The organism is Methylobacterium nigriterrae (genome assembly GCF_037106235.1).
Classification (GTDB): Bacteria; Pseudomonadota; Alphaproteobacteria; order Rhizobiales; family Beijerinckiaceae; genus Methylobacterium; species Methylobacterium nigriterrae.
Genome location: NZ_JBAWTG010000028.1, coordinates 32,479 through 52,066 on the forward strand (window position 1 = coordinate 32,479; position 19,588 = coordinate 52,066).

18 protein-coding genes are annotated in these 19,588 nt (G+C 72.0%); 5 read left to right on the forward strand and 13 right to left on the reverse strand.

The window, feature by feature from the left end:
- Positions 1-109: 109 nt before the first annotated feature.
- From rpsA to WDW90_RS16350, 10 genes are all read right to left on the reverse strand, one after another.
- The gene (gene rpsA, locus WDW90_RS16305) at positions 110-1,825 is read right to left on the reverse strand and encodes a 30S ribosomal protein S1 (protein ID WP_336488449.1); all 1,716 of its coding nucleotides are present in this window, start codon (positions 1,823-1,825) and stop codon (positions 110-112) included.
- Between the two features lie 396 nt (positions 1,826-2,221).
- Positions 2,222-5,395: an alkaline phosphatase gene (locus WDW90_RS16310; protein WP_336488450.1), complete on the reverse strand. Its 3,174-nt coding sequence runs from the start codon at positions 5,393-5,395 to the stop codon at positions 2,222-2,224.
- A 462-nt stretch (positions 5,396-5,857) separates the two neighbouring features.
- Positions 5,858-6,385 carry a hypothetical protein gene (locus WDW90_RS16315; protein ID WP_336488451.1) on the reverse strand — a complete coding sequence of 176 codons (528 nt, stop codon included), beginning with the start codon at positions 6,383-6,385 and terminating at the stop codon, positions 5,858-5,860.
- Positions 6,386-6,499: 114 nt separating this feature from the next.
- Positions 6,500-7,216: a DUF1013 domain-containing protein gene (locus WDW90_RS16320; RefSeq protein ID WP_336488452.1), complete on the reverse strand. Its 717-nt coding sequence runs from the start codon at positions 7,214-7,216 to the stop codon at positions 6,500-6,502.
- A 190-nt stretch (positions 7,217-7,406) separates the two neighbouring features.
- Positions 7,407-8,264, reverse strand: coding sequence for a lipase family protein (locus WDW90_RS16325; protein WP_336488453.1), 858 nt, complete (start codon positions 8,262-8,264; stop codon positions 7,407-7,409).
- Between the two features lie 104 nt (positions 8,265-8,368).
- Positions 8,369-9,313 (reverse strand): ribose-phosphate pyrophosphokinase, encoded by a 945-nt coding sequence (locus tag WDW90_RS16330; RefSeq protein ID WP_336488454.1) that lies wholly within the window; start codon positions 9,311-9,313, stop codon positions 8,369-8,371.
- A gap of 164 nt (positions 9,314-9,477) precedes the next feature.
- Entirely contained in the window at positions 9,478-9,705 is a 228-nt protein-coding gene (locus tag WDW90_RS16335; RefSeq protein ID WP_336488455.1) for a DUF4170 domain-containing protein, read from the reverse strand.
- A 142-nt stretch (positions 9,706-9,847) separates the two neighbouring features.
- The gene (locus WDW90_RS16340) at positions 9,848-10,060 is read right to left on the reverse strand and encodes a TOBE domain-containing protein (RefSeq protein WP_336488456.1); all 213 of its coding nucleotides are present in this window, start codon (positions 10,058-10,060) and stop codon (positions 9,848-9,850) included.
- Between the two features lie 105 nt (positions 10,061-10,165).
- A complete protein-coding gene (xseA, locus tag WDW90_RS16345) occupies positions 10,166-11,689 on the reverse strand; it encodes an exodeoxyribonuclease VII large subunit (protein ID WP_336488484.1) in 1,524 nt (507 codons plus the stop codon).
- Between the two features lie 71 nt (positions 11,690-11,760).
- Positions 11,761-12,486 carry a hypothetical protein gene (locus tag WDW90_RS16350; protein ID WP_336488457.1) on the reverse strand — a complete coding sequence of 242 codons (726 nt, stop codon included), beginning with the start codon at positions 12,484-12,486 and terminating at the stop codon, positions 11,761-11,763.
- A 125-nt stretch (positions 12,487-12,611) separates the two neighbouring features.
- Between WDW90_RS16350 and purD the strand changes: the two genes are divergently transcribed.
- The gene (gene purD / locus WDW90_RS16355; protein WP_336488458.1) at positions 12,612-13,895 is read left to right on the forward strand and encodes a phosphoribosylamine--glycine ligase; all 1,284 of its coding nucleotides are present in this window, start codon (positions 12,612-12,614) and stop codon (positions 13,893-13,895) included.
- A 273-nt stretch (positions 13,896-14,168) separates the two neighbouring features.
- Complete coding sequence (locus tag WDW90_RS16360; RefSeq protein WP_336488459.1) at positions 14,169-14,309, forward strand: hypothetical protein; 141 nt, start codon at positions 14,169-14,171, stop codon at positions 14,307-14,309.
- A gap of 34 nt (positions 14,310-14,343) precedes the next feature.
- Here WDW90_RS16360 and WDW90_RS16365 read toward each other — a convergent pair whose 3' ends face one another.
- The gene (locus WDW90_RS16365; protein WP_336488460.1) at positions 14,344-16,443 is read right to left on the reverse strand and encodes a sensor domain-containing protein; all 2,100 of its coding nucleotides are present in this window, start codon (positions 16,441-16,443) and stop codon (positions 14,344-14,346) included.
- Between the two features lie 168 nt (positions 16,444-16,611).
- Here WDW90_RS16365 and WDW90_RS16370 point away from each other — a divergent pair, with 168 nt between their 5' ends.
- The gene (locus WDW90_RS16370) at positions 16,612-17,538 is read left to right on the forward strand and encodes an alpha/beta fold hydrolase (protein ID WP_336488461.1); all 927 of its coding nucleotides are present in this window, start codon (positions 16,612-16,614) and stop codon (positions 17,536-17,538) included.
- A gap of 57 nt (positions 17,539-17,595) precedes the next feature.
- Here the strand turns inward: WDW90_RS16370 and WDW90_RS16375 are convergent, their stop codons facing one another.
- Positions 17,596-18,300, reverse strand: coding sequence for an SDR family NAD(P)-dependent oxidoreductase (locus WDW90_RS16375; protein WP_336488462.1), 705 nt, complete (start codon positions 18,298-18,300; stop codon positions 17,596-17,598).
- A gap of 126 nt (positions 18,301-18,426) precedes the next feature.
- Complete coding sequence (locus WDW90_RS16380) at positions 18,427-18,897, reverse strand: nucleoside deaminase (RefSeq protein ID WP_336488463.1); 471 nt, start codon at positions 18,895-18,897, stop codon at positions 18,427-18,429.
- 167 nt (positions 18,898-19,064) lie between these two features.
- On the opposite strand from WDW90_RS16380, the gene WDW90_RS16385 reads away from it, so the two are divergent.
- Both WDW90_RS16385 and WDW90_RS16390 read left to right on the forward strand, forming a co-directional pair.
- Entirely contained in the window at positions 19,065-19,280 is a 216-nt protein-coding gene (locus WDW90_RS16385) for a CsbD family protein (RefSeq protein WP_336488464.1), read from the forward strand.
- A gap of 70 nt (positions 19,281-19,350) precedes the next feature.
- Positions 19,351-19,527, forward strand: a complete 177-nt coding sequence (locus WDW90_RS16390; RefSeq protein ID WP_109895258.1) for a DUF1328 domain-containing protein — start codon at positions 19,351-19,353, stop codon at positions 19,525-19,527.
- The last annotated feature ends 61 nt before the right edge of the window (positions 19,528-19,588 follow it).

The following is a 19,588-nucleotide window of genomic DNA, read 5'->3' on the forward strand; positions in this document are numbered from 1 at the left end:
CGCGAACGGGAAACCCGCGCGGGACGGACGGGGTCCCGCGCGGGTTCGAAGGCCGCGACCGCGGCAGGGCCCGGCCGGCGGCAGCCGGCCGGAGCCCGGCGACGGGCTCTTACTTGTCGTCGCTGGTGCGGGCCTTCTTGAAGGCCGCGCCCAGGATGTCGCCGAGCGAGGCGCCCGAATCGGCCGAGCCGAACTGGGCCATCGCCTCCTTCTCCTCGGCGACCTCGAGCGCCTTGATGGAGAGCTGGACGCGGCGCGCCTTGCGGTCGAACTGCACGACGCGGGCGTCGAACTTCTCGCCGGCCGCGAAGCGCTCGGGGCGCTGGTCGCCGCGGTCGCGGGCGAGCTCGGCCCGGCGGATGAAGGTGGAGAGGTCGGTGTCGACGATCTTGACCTCGACGCCCGAATCCTTGACCTCCGTCACCTCGCAGGTCACGACCTGGCCCTTCTTGATCTCGCCGGCCTCCGCGAAGGGGTCGCCGCCGAGCTGCTTGATGCCGAGCGAGATGCGCTCCTTCTCGACGTCCACGTCGAGAACCTGGGCGCGCAGCATATCGCCCTTCTTGAACTCCTCGATGACCTGCTCGCCCGGACGGTTCCAGTCGAGGTCGGACAGGTGCACCATGCCGTCCACGTCGCCGTCGAGGCCGATGAACAGGCCGAACTCGGTCTTGTTCTTGACCTCGCCCTCGACCTCGGAGCCGACGGGGTGCTGCTCGGCGAAGGCCTCCCAGGGGTTCTGGAGGGTCTGCTTGAGGCCGAGCGAGATGCGGCGCTTGACCGGATCGACCTCGAGGATCTGCACCTCGACCTCCTGGGAGGTGGAGACGATCTTGCCCGGATGGACGTTCTTCTTGGTCCAGCTCATCTCCGAGACGTGGATCAGGCCCTCGATCCCCGGCTCCAGCTCCACGAAGGCGCCGTAATCGGTGATGTTGGTGACGCGGCCCTTGAGCTTGGCGTCGACCGGATAGCGCTGGGCGATGCCCTCCCACGGATCGGCGAGCAGCTGCTTGATGCCGAGCGAGATGCGGTGCGTCTCGTGGTTGATCTTGATGATCTTGACCTTGACCGTCTGGCCGATGGTCACGACCTCGGACGGGTGGTTCACGCGGCGCCACGCCATGTCGGTGACGTGCAGGAGGCCGTCGATGCCGCCGAGATCGACGAAGGCGCCGTACTCGGTGATGTTCTTGACGACGCCGTCGATGACCTGACCCTCTTCGAGGTTGGCCACGAGCTCGGAGCGCTGCTCGGCGCGGCTCTCCTCGAGCACCGTGCGGCGCGAGACGACGATGTTGCCGCGGCGGCGGTCCATCTTGAGGATCTGGAAGGGCTGCGGCGTGCCGAGCAGCGGCGTCACGTCGCGGACCGGGCGGATGTCGACCTGAGAGCGCGGCAGGAAGGCCACGGCGCCGTCGAGGTCGACGGTGTAGCCGCCCTTGACCTGGTTGAAGATCGTGCCGGTGACGCGCTCATTGGCCTCGAAGGCCTTCTCGAGCTTGACCCAGCTCTCCTCGCGCCGCGCCTTGTCGCGCGAGATCACGGCCTCGCCGAGCGCGTTCTCGATGCGGTCGACATAGACCTCGACCTCGTCGCCGACGGCGAGATCGCCCTCGCGGCCCGGGCCGTTGAATTCCTTGAGGGCGACGCGGCCCTCCGTCTTCGCGCCGATGTCGATGACGGCGACGTCCTTCTCGATCGCGACGACGCGACCCTTGACGACGGAGCCCTCGGTGATCTCGTGGCTGAGGAAGGATTCCTCGAGCAGGGCCGCGAAATCCTCGCGGCTCGGTGCGCGCTGCACAGCGGTACCAGCAGTCATTCTGTCTCCTGAATGGCCCTTCGGGGGCCGGCGTCGGCGGCTCGTGTTGCGGGTAGCCCCCTCGCATCGCCGCCCGGGGCCGGATGAGGCCTGAACGGGCTTCGCCTCCCGTGGGGAGGGCCGACGCATTCTCAGAGCAATGGTCGAGGGCGATTCTCCCGGCGGTGCGCCGGCTGGGCTCGGGGGAGCCGCGAGCCTGGAGCGATCCGTCCGGACAATCGGGCGTTCCATATCCGATCCGCCCCCGAACGGCAACCGGCCGCGCCGAGGCGTGGCCGGCCGAAGCCCGGTGCCGTCCGGTCGCGTCCGGTCCCGTGCCGCCGCGGCCCGGCCTCGCCCGGATCATGCCGCGCTTTGACCGAATCGGCTAAAACGCGGAAAACATGATCGGATCAATCAGTTGGAGCCTGCTTTGAGCGGAAAGCCGTTGCCGCTTTCTCGCGGTAGGCTCTGCCCGACGGATCCGGCGCCGAAGCTGGCGTCGGCGAAGGGGTTGCGGCCCTCGTAGATCCCGAATTGCAGGTAGTGCTGCATCGGGTCGATGCCGGCCGCCGCCACGTCGCGGTTGGCGGCGATGTAGGCCGAGGAGTCGAAGCCGACGGAGGGGTCGCGGCCCTCCTTCCAGCCGTTCTGGTCGTAGTGCGCGAGCGGGTTGATGCCCGCCCGCGCGACATCGGCGTAGGCCGCGAGATAGCCCTTGGTGTCGAACGCCGCGTTCGGGTCGCGCCCCTCCTTCCAGCCGAAGCTCTCGAAATGCTGGCGGGCAAAGGCGAAGCTGTCGCCGCCCGCCGAGAGCGCGGCCTTGGCCACGTCGGCGTTCGACAGAAGGTAGTACTCTGCGTCGAAACCCTTGGCCGCACCGAGATCGGACGCCTTGCCGATCGCCTTGCCGATCGCCCGGCCCTCCTCCTGTCCGGATTGCAGGTAATGCGCCAGCGGGTCGATGCCGGCGGCGCGCACGTCGGCGTTGCGGGCGAGGTAGAGCTCGTTGTCGAAGCCGGCGCCGGGGTCGCGCCCCTCGCGCCAGCCGTTCTGGTCGTAGTGGCTGAGCGGGTTCAGCCCGGCGCGCGCCACGTCCGGATTGGCCGCGAGATACCCGTTGGTCGAGAACAGCGCGTCGGGGTCGCGCCCCTCCTTCCAGCCGGACTGCTGGTAGTGGGTGTCCGCATCGATCCCGGCGGCGGCCACGTCGCGGCTGGTCGCGAGGTAGAACAGGTCGTCCACGAGGGGCGAGCCGTCGGCGTTGTCGATCACGCGGTCCGAGAACTGGACCTGCTCGATCCCCCGCAGGGTGTCGGTGCCCTCCGGTCCCGTGACGATGATGGCCCCCGAGGCGCCGAGGCTGATCTGCGCCGCCCCGAGGGCATAGGCGAAGATCGCCCGGTCGATGCCGGCGCCGCCGTTGATGGCGTCGTCCCCGGCGCCCCCGATGAAGCTGTCGTCGCCGGCCGCGCCGTTGAGGACGTCGTTGCCGGCCCCGCCCACTAGGAAGTCCGCGGCGCTGCCGCCCGTCACCGTGTCGTTGCCCTGGCCGGCATTGACGTAGTGGCTCTGCGCCTCGCGGCCCGCCACCGGGCCGAGCGCGTCGCTGCCCGAGGTGCCGAGCGCGACCACCCGGAAGGCGTCCCCGCGCTGCGTGCCGGCCACGAGGTCCCGCACGTCGAAGGTGAGGCCGGTGGTGGCGGCCACGAAGGTGATGCCCTCGTCGTCGAAGCGGCTGACGGGCCCGGTCAGCGCGTCGCCGGCGCCCTCCGCCTGCAGGCGGACGGCGAGGCCGCCGTCCTGGTTGGCGCCGGTCTGCCCGTCATTGGCGTTGCCGTTGCCGACCTCGGCCGAGGTGAAGGTCAGACGGACCTGCCCGGGCGCCGCGGCCGAGATGTCGGCGCGGTCGCTGCCCTCGCCGAGATTCGTCCGGTCGGCCCCGTCCGTCGAGACGTTGAACAGCACGGTGTCGTTGCCGGTCCCGCCCGTGATCACGTCGTCGCCGGTGCCGCCGCTGATGACGTCGTTGCCGGCCCCGCCGTTCAGCGTGTCGTTGCCGCCGCGCCCGTCGATCACGTCGTTGCCGTCGAGGCTGTCGCCGGCCTCCGAGCCGATCAAATTGTCGTTGCCCTCGCTCACCGCCGTGGCGCCGAGGCGCGCCTGCGCGAGCAGGTAGTTGCCGAGTTCCGCCTCGTCCGTGAAGGCGCGGCCGCTGCCGATCACCTGGCCCTGCGGGTTCGTGAAGGAGTCGCGCTGGTCGGCGAGCTGCGGCAGGCCGGCCGAGCCGGCACCCGCCGCGAAGAGCGGGATGATCTGGTTCGAGTGGTTGGTGGAGAAGAACAGTCCCTCCGGCACGCCGTCCCCGTCCCGGTCGGGCTGCACGGGCTGGTAGGGGATCGTGGCGCCCTCGGGGCCAAAGAACAGGTGGTCGTGATCGGCGGTGACGATCAGCAGCGTGTCCTCGAAGGTCGCCCGGCTCGTCGGCGCGTTGATGAAGTCGACGACCGTCTTCACGGCGTTGTTGAAGTCGATGTACTCCTCGATCATGCGGCCGCGGTTGTTCGCGTGCATGGCGCGGTCCACGGCGCCGCCCTCGATCATCAGGTAGAGGCCGTCCGGATCGGCGTTCAGCTTGTTGAGCGCCGCGAGCGACAGTTCCGAGAGGGTGGCGGAGGATTCGAGCCGCGGCACGCTGAACGGGATCTCGGTGGCGTTCGGCGCGGCCGCGCCCGAGCGGTTGAAGTTGTTGCTCGTGAACGCCTTCGAGATCATGGCGAGGCGCTCGGCCGTCGGCGTCCCGGTGCCGGCGGCCTGGATCGCGGCGCGGTCCTGCAGCAGGTCCCAGCTCGCCCCGTCCTGCGAGCGGTAGGTGTCGGCCTTCAGCGAGTTCCAGAGATCGGCACCGATCCACTGGTAGTCGGGCGCGGTGCGCAGGCGGCCGTTATCGTCGTAATCCGGGTTGCCGGTGCCCGCGATGACGTCGAGCGTTCCCGAGCCGAACATCTCGAGCGCGATCTGGTTGGCGTTGGCGCGGCTGATGTTGTGGGCGCCGCCCGTTGCCGAGGGGGTCGCGTCGCTGAACTGCACCGTGGTGACGACGCCGGTGGCCTTGCCCTGCTGCTTGGCGAGCTCGGCGATCGAGTACAGCTCGGCGCCGTTGCCGTCGACGTCGATGGCGTTGTTGTAGGTCTTGTCGCCGGTGGCGATCGACGAGGCGGTGTTGCCGGAATCCGGATAGGTGTTGCGGTTCCACTCGTAGCCCGCGAAGGCGCGCGGCTGGCCGTTCGGATCGAGCCCGGAGACCCGCGCGAAGTCGTAGTTCCTGACCGGGTCGTAGACCACCGCCGGGTTCTGGGCGAGGCCGGTCTCGCCGGGCACCGGCGTGGTGCGGGTGTCGAGCGGATAGACCGATTGCGCGGTCGCCGCGAAGGTCGGCCCGTCGGCGATCAGCACCGTCCCGGCCGCGCCCGCGCGGGCGTCACCGTCGGCCAGGCCCTTCAGGTAGAGGCGGGTCGCCTCCAGCGTGTTGAAGCCCGCCCCGTCGGCGATCATGATGACGATGTTCTTGATCGGTCCTGCATTGGCCATGACGACGCGCAGCCTCCGTTGCGGGCGTGAACGAGGCGCGCCTGTTGTCGTCCTGGACCGCCCCGTCTTGTCGCGGCCGATGCGTGATCTGCGTGGGCCACCGAAAGCTGATAGGGCCGGTTTTGCGACGGGCCGATGAAACTTTGCCGGCAGACCGCGCGGCGATGATCTGAATATCGCCGTGATCGACCGGCCGAAACCGCGAGCGCTCGCGTATTCGCGTCCGCACGTCTTGAATATACATTTAATCCGCGTCGACGCCGGGCAAAATGACGCGCGTTCCCGCTGCCGGCGCGGCGTCGGGCCTCGCCGGTCGGCGCGGCATGGGCGGCAGGTTCCGGCCTCGCGGACGAGGGATCGGCCGCCCCGGCTCAGTCGACAAGGGATCGGCCGCTTCCGGCCCAGTGGTCGAGGGATCGGCCGCTTCCGGCTCAGTCGACAAGGGATCGGCCGCTTCCGGCCTCAGTGGGCGGGGGCGTTCCTGAGCCAGACCGCCGAGGCGATCGCGAGCGGCTCCAGCGGCAGCACCACGCGGCCGTGCCGCCGTCCCCACAGCTTCAGGCCGTCGAACTCGACGGCCCGGATGGTCAGCCAGGAGCCGAAGGGGAAGGTCGCCTCGGTGCCCTCGCCGGGGCCGAAGCATTCCTCGAAGGCGATCGGGTCGACCATGATCTGATCGTATTTCTGCAGGTGCTCCAGCATCGAGACCTTGGAGCGGAACAGCCCGCGGTCGCGGTTGAAGGAGGCGAAGCAGGGCTCGACCTCCGAAAGCGTCACCCGGATCTTGCTGCCGATGCGCAGATAGGGCGGGTTCGGCCCCGCCTCCCCGAAATTCGCCGGGCTCCAGCCAGCCTCGATCATCAGCGACTGGGCGAGCGTGACCGGCTCGGGCGGCGCGGCGGCCCGGAGCCCGTCCGCGATGTCGGCCGGGGCCGGGCCGGGCGGGCCGCGGACCGCGCCGGCATCGATGTCGCAGCCGGGAGAGGCCATGGGGCGTCTCTTCCTGTCGTCAGCGTCGCGGCCTGCACTATCGCGCAGGGCGGGACGCGTGGCGACCCTCGATTTCGAGGCAGGCCGGAAGGATGATTCCGGTCGGGTGCGGGCCTACGCCTCCTCGTCGTCCTCGTCGGTCCGGCGCATGCCCTTGAGCTTGGCGAAGACCGAATCCGCGTCGAGGCGCTCGTCGCGGCCGCCGGCGCGATGGTCGTCGGCCTCCTCGTGCCCGGCCTCTGGCGCGGTCGAGACCTCGGCGGGCAGCAGCGAGGCGCCGGCATCGGCCGCCACGGCGGGGCGGTCCTTGGCGGCGCGCTGCACCTCGAAGTCGAGGTCGATCTGCGTGCACAGCCCGAGCGTCACCGGGTCCATCGGCTGCAGCGAGCCCGAGTTCCAGTGGGTGCGCTCGCGGATCTGCTGGATCGTCGACTTGGTGGTGCCGACGAGCCGGATGACCTGCGCGTCCTTCAGCTCGGGATGGTTGCGCAGCAGCCAGAGGATCGCGTTCGGGCGGTCCTGGCGCCGGGAGAGCGGGGTGTAGCGCGGGCCCTTGGTGGTGCGCTTCACCTCGGGCAGCTTCACCTTCGACACGGCGACCTTAAGGCGGTAGCTCGGCGACTTCTGCGCCTTCTCGATCTCGTCGCGGGTGAGCTGGCCCGTGGTGATCGGGTCGAGCCCCTTGATGCCTGCCGCCACCTCGCCGTCGGCGATGCCCTTCACCTCGAGGGGGTGCAGCTTGCAGAAGTCGGCGATCTGCTCGAAGGCGAGCGAGGTGTTCTCGACGAGCCACACGGCGGTCGCCTTCGGCATCAGCGGACCCTGGGACATCGGGGCAACTCCAACGAATGGGCGGGGACGGGCTCGGGGCTCGCGCGGACGATGGTCCGCGGGCTCCGGCCCGGCTTTCCGAGGGTCCGGAGCATCCCGTCTCACGCTGTAAAAGGGGAATGCCATCTATATAGGTTCCAAGGGCTTCCGCGCAATCGGGATCGACCGCCCGTCCCGGACGCGGGCCCCCTCAGGCGCCGAGGAAGGCGAGCGCGATCTCGGAGAATTCCGGCGTGCGCAGGTAGCCGTAGGATTTGTGGCGGTTCGGCGCCCCGTCCGGGCGGCGATAGGCGTTGTGCACCGGCACGTCGAGGGCCCGGGCGCCGCGGGAATTCGGCGCGAAATCCTCGCCGAGCCGGGCCGCCACCGTGGCGACGTCTCCGGGGTCGGAGAGGTTCGTCCAGGCCCGCGCGCTGTCCGGCATGCGGGCCTGCCCGTGCTCGGCCTCGATCTCCTGCCGCACCTCGACGAGGCCGAGCGGCGCCCCCAGGGTAACGAGGTGCTCGACGCGCACGCCCCGCCCGCCCCGGTCGAGCAGGCGCAGGCAATCGTAGGCGATGATCGCGCCCATCGAGTGGGCGGCGAGGAGGATGCGCCGCCCCCGGTGCCGCGCCAGGCAGGCGGCGAGCCGCGACCGGGCGGCTTCGCGGAAGTCCCGGTCCTTGTGGTAGTTCCAGAGGTCGTCGAGCCGGTACTCGAGGATGGCGTCGTCGAGCAGGGTCAGCCCCGTGGCGCTCTCGACCCGGCCGAGCGTCCGGTAGAGCCGGCCCGTCAGGCTGGTGCGGCCGGCATCCGCCTCCGGATCGAAGCGCGGGAAGGCGCCGACCCCGTCCACGGCCCGGTAGGGTTCGAGGTTGCGCCCCCCGGCGAGCGGCTCGTCGTAGCGCAGGTCCGCCCAGTAGACGAAGTCGAACGTGAAGTCGGCCGCGGCCGCGGCGGCGTTGCGGGCGAAGCCTTCCGCGATCGCCGCCCGCCACCAGCGGGCCTTCTCCTCCTCGGGCGGCTTGTTGGCGAGCCCGTGGATGCCGATGATGACGCTGCCGCCCATGAAGCCCGGCGGGCCCCCCTCCCCGTCGTATCCCGGGCGGGAGATAGGGCGGTGGGACGCAATGCCCATGCGGCCGGCCTGCGGCCGAACCGCCGCGCCGGCCTTCAGTCGAACAGGCTCGACACGCTCGATTCGGTGGCGGTGCGCCCGATCGCCTCGCCGAGCAGCGGCGCGATGGTGGCGACGCGGATGTTGCGGGCGAGCTTGACGGCCTGCGTCGGCTGGATCGAGTCGGTGATGACGAGCTCCTTCATGCGCGAGGCGGCGATGCGCGAGACCGCGCCTCCCGACAGGACCCCGTGGGTGATGTAGGCCGAGACGTCCCGGGCGCCGGCATTGAGGAGGGCCTCGGCCGCATTCACGAGCGTGCCGCCCGAATCGACGATGTCGTCGACGAGGATGCAGGAGCGCCCCTCGACCTCGCCGATGATGTTCATGACCTCCGATTCGCCGGGCCGCTCGCGGCGCTTGTCCACGATGGCGAGGGGCGCGTCGATGCGCTTGGCGATGGCGCGGGCGCGGACGACGCCGCCGACGTCGGGCGAGACCACCATGCGGTCGCCGCCCGACAGCCGCTCCTTGATGTCGCGCACCATCACGGGGGCCGCGAAGAGGTTGTCGGTCGGGATGTCGAAGAAGCCCTGGATCTGGCCGGCATGGAGGTCGAGGGTCAGCACCCGGTCGGCGCCCGCTTCCGTGATCAGGTTGGCCACGAGCTTGGCCGAGATCGGGGTGCGGCCCGAGGTGCGCCGGTCCTGCCGGGCATAGCCGAAATACGGGATCACCGCCGTGATGCGCCGCGCCGAGGAGCGCCGCGCCGCGTCGATCATGATGAGCAGCTCCATCAGGTGATCGTTCGCGGGGAAGGACGTCGACTGGACGATGAAGACGTCCTCGCCACGCACGTTCTCCTGCAGCTCGACGAAGATCTCCATGTCGGCGAAGCGGCGCACCATGCACTTGGCGAGCGGCAGTTCGAGGTAGGCGGCGATGGCCTCGGCCAATGGTCGGCTGGCATTGCCGGCGATGATCTTGATCGAGGACTTCATGCCGGCACACTCACGTCGGGAATCCCGGGCCGAGACTTGAGACGATACGCAGGACTTGGAAACGGGCCCGCTGCCCGGTCGCGCGGAACGGACGGGCGGGCTCATATCAGCGGCGGGGAAGTGTCACAATGCCTTCACGGGATTCGGCCTCCCCGCTGCACAGCTCACGGCTCGAGCAGCCGGTGCAGGTGAACGATGAAGTAGCGGGTCTGCGCGGAATCGACGGTGGCCTGGGCCTTGGCCTTCCAGGCCGACTGGGCGGAGGCGTAGTCGGGGAAGATGCCCACCACGTCGAGGCCCTTCACGTCGCGGAAGCGGACGCCTTCGAGGCTCTGCAGCTCGCCGCCGAAGACGAGGTGGAGCTTCTGGTCGCTGTCGATCGTCGTGGTCATGGTCCTCACCTCCGGCACCCGGTCCGCGTCGCGGGCGGCTCCGAAGCAAGGTTCGGGCTCGGGCCGGGCCGCGGGCAGCCGGTCGCAAACGCGGGAGCGCCCGTCAACCGGTGCGCCCGGAGGGCAGGGTTGCGAATCCCGGTCAGGGCCGCACGAGCAGCACGTTCATCGCCTTGGCCACGACGTTGACGCGGTCGCCCTGCCGGAGATCGAGCGCGCGCAGCGAATCGAGCGTCATCACGGAGGTGATCCGGTACTCGGTCCCGACGATCCGGGCCTCGACCTGCGCCATCAGCGTGCCGTGCTTGATCTCGACCACCTCGGCCGGGATGTCGTTGCGGGCGCCGTGCTTCATCGGGATGTCCTCCTGTGCTGGAGGTCCGATCTGGCGCCGCGGCCGGCGCCGGCAAGGCGTCGCGGCGGCAGACCCGCGCCACGGAGCCGCAAACCGCGCCGTCACTCAGAACAGGCTGCCCTGGCGCGCGGCGGGCGCCTCGCCGGCGGGAGGCTTGTCGGCTGGCTTGCCGGCCTGCCTGCCGGCTTGCTTCGGCGCGCGCGCCGGCCGCGGCGCCGGGACGGCCTGCGCCCCCTCTCCGTCCGGCTCGGCCCGGGCCGAAGCGCTGCCGTCGGCGAAGGTGAGCCGCAGGCGCTCGCCGGGCCGCAGCGCGGCCGCGCTGCGCACGCTCGCGCCGGCCTCGTCCCGGACGAGCGCGTAGCCGCGGGCGAGCACGGCCTTGTAGCTCAGCGAGCCGAGCAGCCGGTCGAGGCCGGCGAGCGCATCGGCCCGGCGGGCGACGTGGTGCGCGAGCGCGGTGCGGGGCCGGTGGTCGATGGCCGCGAGGCGGGCGCGGGCGCGCGCGAGGCCGAGCTCGGGCGGGTGGCGGGCGAGGCGCTCCAGCACGCGGGCCAGGCGCTCCCGGAAGGTGCGGGCGTTGCCGGCCAGCGCCGGCCGCAGCCGCGCCTCGGCGAGGTCGAGGCGCTGGCGCTTGGCCGCCAGGAACGCCTCGGTGCCCGGCATCGCCCGGAGCGTCGCCCGCAGGTCGCTGCGCTCGCGCTCGAGCTTGCGCCCGATCGCGCCGCGCTGGCGCCGGGCGAGGTCGTCGACCCCGGCGACGAGGTCGAGGCGGACCGGCACCGCCATCTCGGCGGCGCCCGTCGGGGTCGGCGCGCGCCGGTCGGCGGCGTGGTCGATCAGCGTCGTGTCGGTCTCGTGGCCCACCGCCGAGATCAGCGGGATCCGGCTCTCGAACGCGGCGCGCACCACCGCCTCCTCGTTGAAGGCCCAGAGATCCTCGATCGAGCCGCCGCCGCGGGCGACGATGAGCACGTCCGGCCGCGGCACCGGCCCGCCGGGGGACAGCGCGTTGAAGCCCCGGATGGCGGCGGCGACCTCGTCGGCCGCCCCCTCCCCCTGCACCCGGACCGGCCAGACCAGCACGTGGCGCGGGAAGCGGTCCTCCAGCCGGTGCAGGATGTCGCGGATGACGGCCCCGGTCGGCGAGGTGACGACGCCGATCACGCGCGGCAGGTAGGGGATCGGGCGCTTGGCCTCGGCCGCGAACAGGCCCTCCGCCGCGAGCGCGCGCTTGCGCTCCTCGAGCAGCGCCATCCAGGCGCCGATGCCGGCGGGCTCCAGGCTCTCGACGACGATCTGGTAGGAGGACTTGCCGGCAAACGTCGTGATCTTGCCCGTCGCGACGACCTCGAGCCCCTCCTTCGGCTTCTGACGCAGGCGGTTGAAGGTGCCCTTCCAGACCACCGCGTCGATGCGGGCGTTGCCGTCCTTGAGCGAGAAGTAGGCGTGGCCCGAGCCGTGCTGGCCGCGATAGCCCGAGATCTCGCCGCGCAGGCGCACGTGGCCGAAGGCGTCCTCCAGCGTCCTGCGCAGGGCCGCCGCGAGGTCGCCGACCGACCACTCGGTCTGGTTCGTCGCGGCCTGGTTCGGATCGGGCGCGGGCTGCGTCAGGGCGGCGAGGATGGACATGGGCGCGAGGCTAGCGCCGGCCGCCGGCCCGGTCGAGGGCGCGGGCGCCACGCTGCCGGCCCGAGCGCGATTCACCAGAGGGAAAACTCGGTGGCGAAATCCGTGGCCTTGAGGCGCCGGCAGGTCTCGGGCTCGGCCCGGCAATCGGCCTGGGGCACGAGGCCGAGGCGCCCGCCCTCCCCGGCCTCGAAGCGCAGTCGCACCGGCCCGTCGTCGGCCCGGGCATAGGCGAGGCTGACCTCGACGCGCAGGAAGTCGAACTGCGTGCGGTCGGCGTACAGGATGAGGTCGCGCGAGACGGCCTCCCCCGGGTTGAGGTCGGAGGGTTCGGCGGGCCCGTCGGCGGCGCCGGAGAACAGGTTGCCCTGCCGCAGGATCACGGTGCCGGGCTCGCTCAGCGCGTAGTCGCGCGCCGCGCCGACGCTCGCGGATCCGGCGAGGCCCGCCTCGAAGGCCCGCGCGCGGCCGGGATCGCTGCCGAACCGGGCGCTGATCCCGACGACGGCGCTGATCCCGACGACGTTGTAGGTCAGGCCGAGGATGCGCACGCCGGTGCGCCCGACATTGGTGCGGGTGAGAGTGGAGCGGATCGCGACCCGGTCGCCGCGCTCGCCCGCCCTGACGAGGTCGGTCTTCACCGAGACGGCGGGCGGCTCCAGCCCCGGCTTGATCCGCGCCTCGTAGATGAAGGTGTAGACCGCCCAGGCGCCGGCCGCGACGATCGCGAGCGTCTGGACGAGGCTCGCGGCCCGCTCGATGGTGAAGCGCGGCTCCCCGCCGCGTGCTGCCCGCGTCATCGCGCCGCTCCTCTCTCCGACCGCGACAAGTCGCGGGGCGGCGCGGCCGTTCCCGTGCACGGCGCGGGCCGGGGGCGCGGATTCTCCTTTCCTCTGGGCCGGTTTTTGAGGAAAACCCCGGTCCCATGAACATCCTCCTGATCGGCTCCGGCGGCCGCGAGCACGCGCTGGCCTACGCCCTCGCCAAGAGCCCGCTCTGCACCCGCCTGTTCACCGCGCCCGGCAATCCGGGCACGGCGCGGCACGGCGAGAACCGGCCCGACCTCAGGGTCTCGGACCACGACGCCGTGCTCGCCTTCTGCGAGGCGAACGGCGTCGGCCTCGTGGTGGTCGGGCCGGAAGCGCCATTGGTGGCGGGCCTCGTCGACGACCTCACGGCCGCCGGCATCCGCGCCTTCGGGCCGACGCGGGCCGCGGCCCGGCTCGAGGGCTCGAAGGGCTTCACCAAGGATCTCTGCGCCGAGTACGGCATCCCCACCGCCGCCTTCGCGCGCTTCTCGGCGCTCGAGCCGGCGCTCGCCTACCTGCGCGGCAGGGGTGCGCCGATCGTCGTCAAGGCGGACGGGCTCGCGGCCGGCAAGGGCGTGACCGTGGCCGAGACCCTCGACCAGGCGGAGAGCGCCGTGCGCGCGCTCTTCCAGGAGGCCGGCGCCGAGATCGTGATCGAGGAATGCCTGACCGGCGAGGAGGCGAGCTTCTTCGCCCTCTGCGACGGCACCCGCGCGGTCCCGATCGGCACGGCGCAGGACCACAAGCGGGTCTTCGACGGGGACCGCGGCCCGAATACCGGCGGCATGGGCGCCTACTCGCCGGCCACCATCGTGACGCCGGCCCTCGAGCGGCGGGTGATGGACGCCATCATCGCGCCGACGCTGAGGGGCATGCGCGAGCGCGGCACGCCCTTCACCGGCATCCTCTATGCCGGCCTGATGCTGACCGAGGACGGGCCGAAGCTCATCGAGTACAACACGCGCTTCGGCGATCCCGAGGCGCAGGTGCTGATGCCGCGCCTCTCCTCGGACCTCGTCCCGGCCCTGCTCTCGGCCTGCGACGGCGACCTCTCGGGCGTCGCCCTCGAATTCGACGAGCACCGGGCGGCGCTCACCGTCGTGATGGCGGCGGCGGGCTATCCCGGCACGGTGGTGCGCGGCTCGGACATCCGGGGCGTCGAGGCGGCGGCGGCGAGCGACGCCGTCTTCGTGTTCCAGGCCGGCACCCGCCAGGAGGGCGGCCGGCTCCTGGCCGATGGCGGCCGGGTGCTCGCCGTCACGGCCCTCGGCGACAGCGTCATGGAGGCGCAGGCCCGCGCCTACGCGGCGGTCGCCCGCATCGACTGGCCGGAGGGTTTCTGCCGCCGCGACATCGGGCGGCGCGCCGTCGCCCGCGAGGTGGCGGGCGGGGGCATCTGAGGCCGCCTCCGCGCCGGCCGCCGCTCCGGCGCGGGTTCGGCGAGGACCCGCGTCGCGACGGGCGCCAGTTCGCGACGGGCGCCAGTTCGCGACGGGCGCCAGGTCGCGGGACCCAGCCGCGGGAACGGGATCGTGACCGCGCCGCCGCACCCGGGCCGGAAAGTGCGCGGCCGTACGCGCGGGGTAACGCCGCGTTCACTCTGTTCCGGCCGTATGGAGGCGGGCGCTCCCGGCGGAAGCGGGGCGCCGGCCCCAGTTTGGAAAGACCCGTCGATGTCCGAGGCGCTCGCCCAACTCCTGATCATGGTCGCGTCCGTCATCGGCGGCATCCTGTTCATGGACGCGCTCGACGCGCCGGCGCGCCGGATGGCCCGCCGGGTGGCCGTCCTCTCGAAGTCGCTGCAGGGCAAGTAGGCGCCGGCGCCGCGGCACGGGGCGGCGGCCGCGCTCAGGCGGCCCGGAGCCGGCGCTCCTCCCGCAGCAGCGCCGCGATCTCGTGGGCGGGCCGGGGCGGGCTGAACAGGAAGCCCTGCATCTCCTGGCAGCCCTCGGCGCGCACGGCGGCGAGCTGCTCCTCCGTCTCGATGCCCTCGACGAGCGTGGTGATGCCGAGGCTCGCGCCGAGGCTGACGAGCGCCCGGATGATCGCGGCCGCGTCCGGGGCGAGCCCGGCGTCGCGCACGAAGGAGCGGTCGATCTTGATCTTGTCGAAGGGGAAGCGGCGCAGGTAGCTCAGGCTCGAGTAGCCGGTCCCGAAATCGTCCATCGCGATGCGGATGCCGGTGCGCCGCAGGAGATGCAGCGTCTCGAGATTGGCCTCGGTATCATCGAGGAGCACGCTCTCGGTGATCTCGATCTCCAGCCGCTCGGGCCTGAGGCCGCTCGCGGCGAGCGCCATCAGCACCACCTGCGCGAAGCTGCGGTGGCGCAGCTGCACGGCGGAGACGTTGACGGCGACGCTGACATCCGTGTCCCAGCCCGACGCGTCGCGGCAGGCCTGGTTCAGCGCCCACTCGCCGATCGGGACGATGAGCCCGGTCTCCTCGGCCACCGCGATGAAGGTCGCGGGCGCGATGAGGCCCCGTTCCGGGTGGCGCCAGCGCAGCAGGGCCTCGACCCCGGTCACGGCGCCGCTGCCGAGATCGACGAGCGGCTGATAGTGCAGCTCGAAGGCGCCCTCCGCCAGGGCCTCGCGCAGCTCCCGCTCCAAGAGGCGGCGGGCCTTGGCAGTGTCGTCCATGGCGGGCTCGAACAGGCAGGCCTGCCCGCGGCCGTTGCCCTTGGCGTGGTAGAGCGCGGTGTCGGCGTCCCGCAGGAGCCGGTCGACGTCGTCCGCGTCCCTCATCGCCATGGCGATGCCGACGCTCATGCCGATCTCGACCGTGACGCCGGACAGCTCGTAGGGCGCGCTCACCACGGCGATCAGGCGCTCGGCCAGGGTGACGGCCCCTTGCTCCTCGGCGACCCGGTGCAGCACCGCGAACTCGTCGCCGCCGAGGCGGGCCACGAGGTCGCCGGTGCGCACGTTGGCGCAGAGCCGCTCGGCCACGGCCTTGAGCAGGGCGTCGCCGACGCCGTGGCCGTGGCTGTCGTTGGCGGCCTTGAACCGGTCGAGGTCGAGGCAGAGCATGGCCAGGCGCCGCCCCTCGTCCCGGCGCCCCTCCCCCATCAGCTCCAGGCCGTGCTCGCGCAGGGCGGTGCGGTTCGGTAGGTCGGTCAGCGCGTCGTGGCGCGCCATGTGGGCGATGCGCGCCTCGTTCCGGCGCCGCTCGGTGATGTCCTCGAAGGTCGAGACCCAGCCGCCGCCCTCGAGGGTGCGGTAGCAGATCGCCAGGATGCGCCCGTCGGCGAGCTCGCGGTGGATCGGGGCCCGCTCGTCGGCCTGGAGGGCGAGGCGGGTCCCCTCGCACAGGCTGTCGACCGTGACGTCGCGCCGGTAGCAGCCGCGGGCCACCAGGATCTCGCAGATCTCGCGCTGGGCCATGCCGGTGAGCGCCGCCTCCGGCTCCAGGCCGAAGATCTCCCGGTAGCGGTGATTGCAGACGACGAGGCGCGACCTGGCGTCGAACATGCACAGGCCCTGCGTCATGTTGCTGAGCGCCGCCTCGAAGCGGCGGTTCTGCTCCAGAAGCCGCTCATGCGACGCCTGCACATCGTCCAGCGCCGCCGCGAGCGCGTCGCGCGCGTCGCGCTCGCGGCTGACGTCGGTGCCGATCCCGCGATAGCCGAGGAAGGTCCCGTCCGGGGCGAAGCGCGGCTCGCCGCTGATCCGGAACCAGCGCGTGCTCCCGTCGGGATGCGCGTAAGGATAGTTGAAATCCCGGAAGCCCTTCCGCCGCGCCAGGGCGCCGAGATAGGGTTTCCAGAAGGCCGTGTCGTGCAGATTGGCCGAGATCGACTCGCGCGGGCGCCCGATCAAGTCGTCGATGTCACGGCCGAGGAGATGTGCCATGCTCGGGCTGAGATAGGTGAAGCACTGGCCGGCATCCGTTTCCCAGAACCAGTCCGAGGCGACCTGCGCGAAATCTTCGAGACGTTGTGCTGGCATCGAACCACCGGCAAGAACCAGATCATCCTGCCGGCGATGTCTTAAGAATCAATTCTGCGATAGGCCCGGATGCGCGTACAACTGTGTCGGGTATCCGGGAGCCGTGCGCCGTCCCGCGTGTTGACGTCGGGCCGCGCGGCGCCAACCTGAGCGGACGGGAGGGCGATCATGGCCGACGACGTCCAGGCGGACCTGTTTCCGGGCTTCGAATCCCTCTGGCTCGACGGGCCCGGCGGCCGCGCCTTCGCGCGCGCCGGCGGGCCGGCGGATGCGCCGCCGCTCCTCATGCTGCACGGCTTCCCCCAGACGCACGCCATGTGGCACCGCCTGGCGCCGGCGCTGGCGCGCGACCACCGGGTGATCTGCCTCGACCTGAAGGGCTACGGCTGGTCGGACGCGCCCGCCGGGGACGCGGCCCACGAGACCTACGCGAAGCGCCGGCAGGGCCGCGAGATCGTCGCCCTGATGGAGCGGATCGGCCACGTCCGCTTCGCGCTCGCCGGGCACGACAGGGGCGCGCGGGTGGCCTACCGGCTCGCCCTCGACGAGCCCGGCCCGGTGGCGCGCCTCGCCCTCCTCGACATCGTGCCGACGCTGGTCCAGTGGGAGCGCATCGAGGCGCATCCGGGCATGAATCCGCACTGGCCGTTCCTGGCCGGCCCGGCGCCCGGGCCGGAGACCGAGATCCGCCACCGCGGCCCCGATTCCTACTACGAGGGGTTGCTGCGCGCCTGGACGAGGGCCGGCGACCTCCAGGCCTTCGCGCCCGCCGCGCTCGATCTCTACCGCCAGTCCTGGAACGTGCCCGAGCGGATCCACGCCATGTGCGAGGATTACCGGGCCGGGGCCGCCGACGGACCGGACCGGGCGGCCGACGCGGCCGACCTCGCGGCGGGCCGCACCCTGGCGATGCCGGTGCTGGTGCTGGCGAGCGACGCCTATCTCGAGCGCGGCAAGCCCGAGAGCGCGCTCGCCGCCTGGCAGCGCACCTTCGCCCCGCACGCGACCGGGGCGGTGATCGCGTCCGGCCACTTCCTCGCCGAGGAGAACCCGGAGGCGACGCTGCCGGCCCTGCGGGGGTTCCTGGGCGCGTGACGGCACCGGCACGGGGAGGGCCGCCCGCACCGGAAGGGCGCCCGATCCCGTCGGGCCTCAGAACCTCTCGACCCACGGCCTCAGCGCCACCTCCGAGGTCCAGGCGCTGCGGTCCTGCCGGAGGAGGTCGAGATAGGTCCGGGCGATCGCGTCCGGGTCGAGGGTGCTGTCCGGCGCGTCGGCGGGCTCCGGCCCCCGGGCCGGGTTCCGGATGGCGCCGTCGATCACGACATGCGCGACGTGGATGCCCTGCGGCTGCAATTCCCGCGACAGGCTCTCGGCGAGGCCGCGCAGGCCGAACTTGCCCATGGCGAAGGGGGCGGAGCCGGCGAACCCCTTCACGCTCGCGGAGGCGCCCGTGAACAGGAGGGCGCCGTGGCGGGCCGGCAGCATGCGCCTGGCCGCCGCCTGCGCCACCAGGAAGCCGCCATAGGCCGACACCAGCAGGGCCTCGCGCACCGCCTCCGGGTCGAGGTCGGCGACCGCGCCGCGCAGGCGGCCGCTCGCGTTGTAGACCACCACGTCCGGATGCCCGCCGAGCGCCGGCTCGACGCGGGCGAACAGGGCCTCGACCGCGGCCGGGCGGCTCGCGTCGCAGGCCTGCAGCACCGCCCCCGTCTCGGCCGCGAGACCGGCCAGCTTGCCGACATCGCGCGCGGCGAGCCCGACGCGCAGCCCCTCGGCCGCGAACAGGCGGGCGAGCGAGGCGCTGAGCCCCGAGCCGCTGCCGACGATGAGGGCGCGGTCGTAGCGCGGGACCATGGGCGACTCCTCGATCGATTCAATTGGTTGGAGCATGCTCTGAGCGAAAAACCGTCGCCACCTTTTCGCAGCATGCTCTCGGATCTCCCGAAACCGCTGCGGCAACGTCCGGGCCGTGCCCGCGGTTCAGCCCCGGCGCCGGCCGAAGAAATCGCGCAGCAGCGCGGCGGCTTCCGCCTCGCGGAATCCGCCGTAGACCTCGGGCGCGTGGTGGCAGGTCGGCTGGTTGAACACGCGCGGCCCGTGCTCGACCCCGCCGCCCTTCGGGTCGGGGGCCGCGAAGTAGAGGCGCCGGATCCGCGCGAAGGAGATCGCGCCCGCGCACATCGGGCAGGGTTCGAGGGTGACGTAGAGGTCGCAGCCGCTCAGGCGCTCGTCGCCGAGCGCCGCGCAGGCGGCCCGGATCGCCAGGATCTCGGCATGCGCGGTCGGGTCGCTGAGCGCGCGCGGCCGGTTGTGGGCGACCGCCAGGATCTGTCCGTCCCGCACGATCGCTGCACCGACCGGCACCTCGCCCTCCCCGCCCGCGCGGCGGGCCGCCGCGAAGGCGAGGGCGAAGGGATCGTCGGCGGGTCCGGGCGGGATCGGAGCGGTCACGGCACCGCTTCTAGTCTCCCGTCCCCGCCCCGGGAAGCGGGCCGTGAGGCCTGCGGCGGCCGGACCGCCTGGGCTGATTGCCATGTTAATCGACGGAACATCGCCCGGACGCGTCCGTTCTGTTCCCCAAGGCGGCCAGGCCGCAACCACAACGCGAGGATCGAGCGATGAGCAGCACCACCGACAAGCTCAAGGGCGCCGCCAACGAGGCGGTCGGCAATGCCAAGCAGGGACTCGGCGAGGCGACCGGCAACAAGCGGATGCAGGCCGAGGGCAAGACTCAGGAACTGAAAGGCGCCGCCCAGCGTACTGTGGGAGACGCGAAGGACGGCGTGAAGAGTGCCGCCGACGCCGCGAAGGATGCCGCCGACAGGAAGCTCTGAGCGGCGCCGACCACCCGGAACCGGCGGCCAAGCTTCGTCGTTAGCGGCATCATCAGTCACGGAGGACACCATGATCGGTTGGGCAGTCACATTCCTCGTCGTCGCGGTCATCGCGGCCCTGCTCGGGTTCGGCGGGATCGCCGGTACCGCGATGGAGGCGGCCAAGATCGTCTTCTTCGTCGCGATCGCCCTGTTCCTCATCTCGGCCGTGTTCGGCGTGATGCGCGGGCGCTCGCCGAGGCTCTGACGCGGCCGGGCCCGAGGACCCGACGACACGGAAAGGCGGCCTCTGGGCCGCCTTTTCGCGT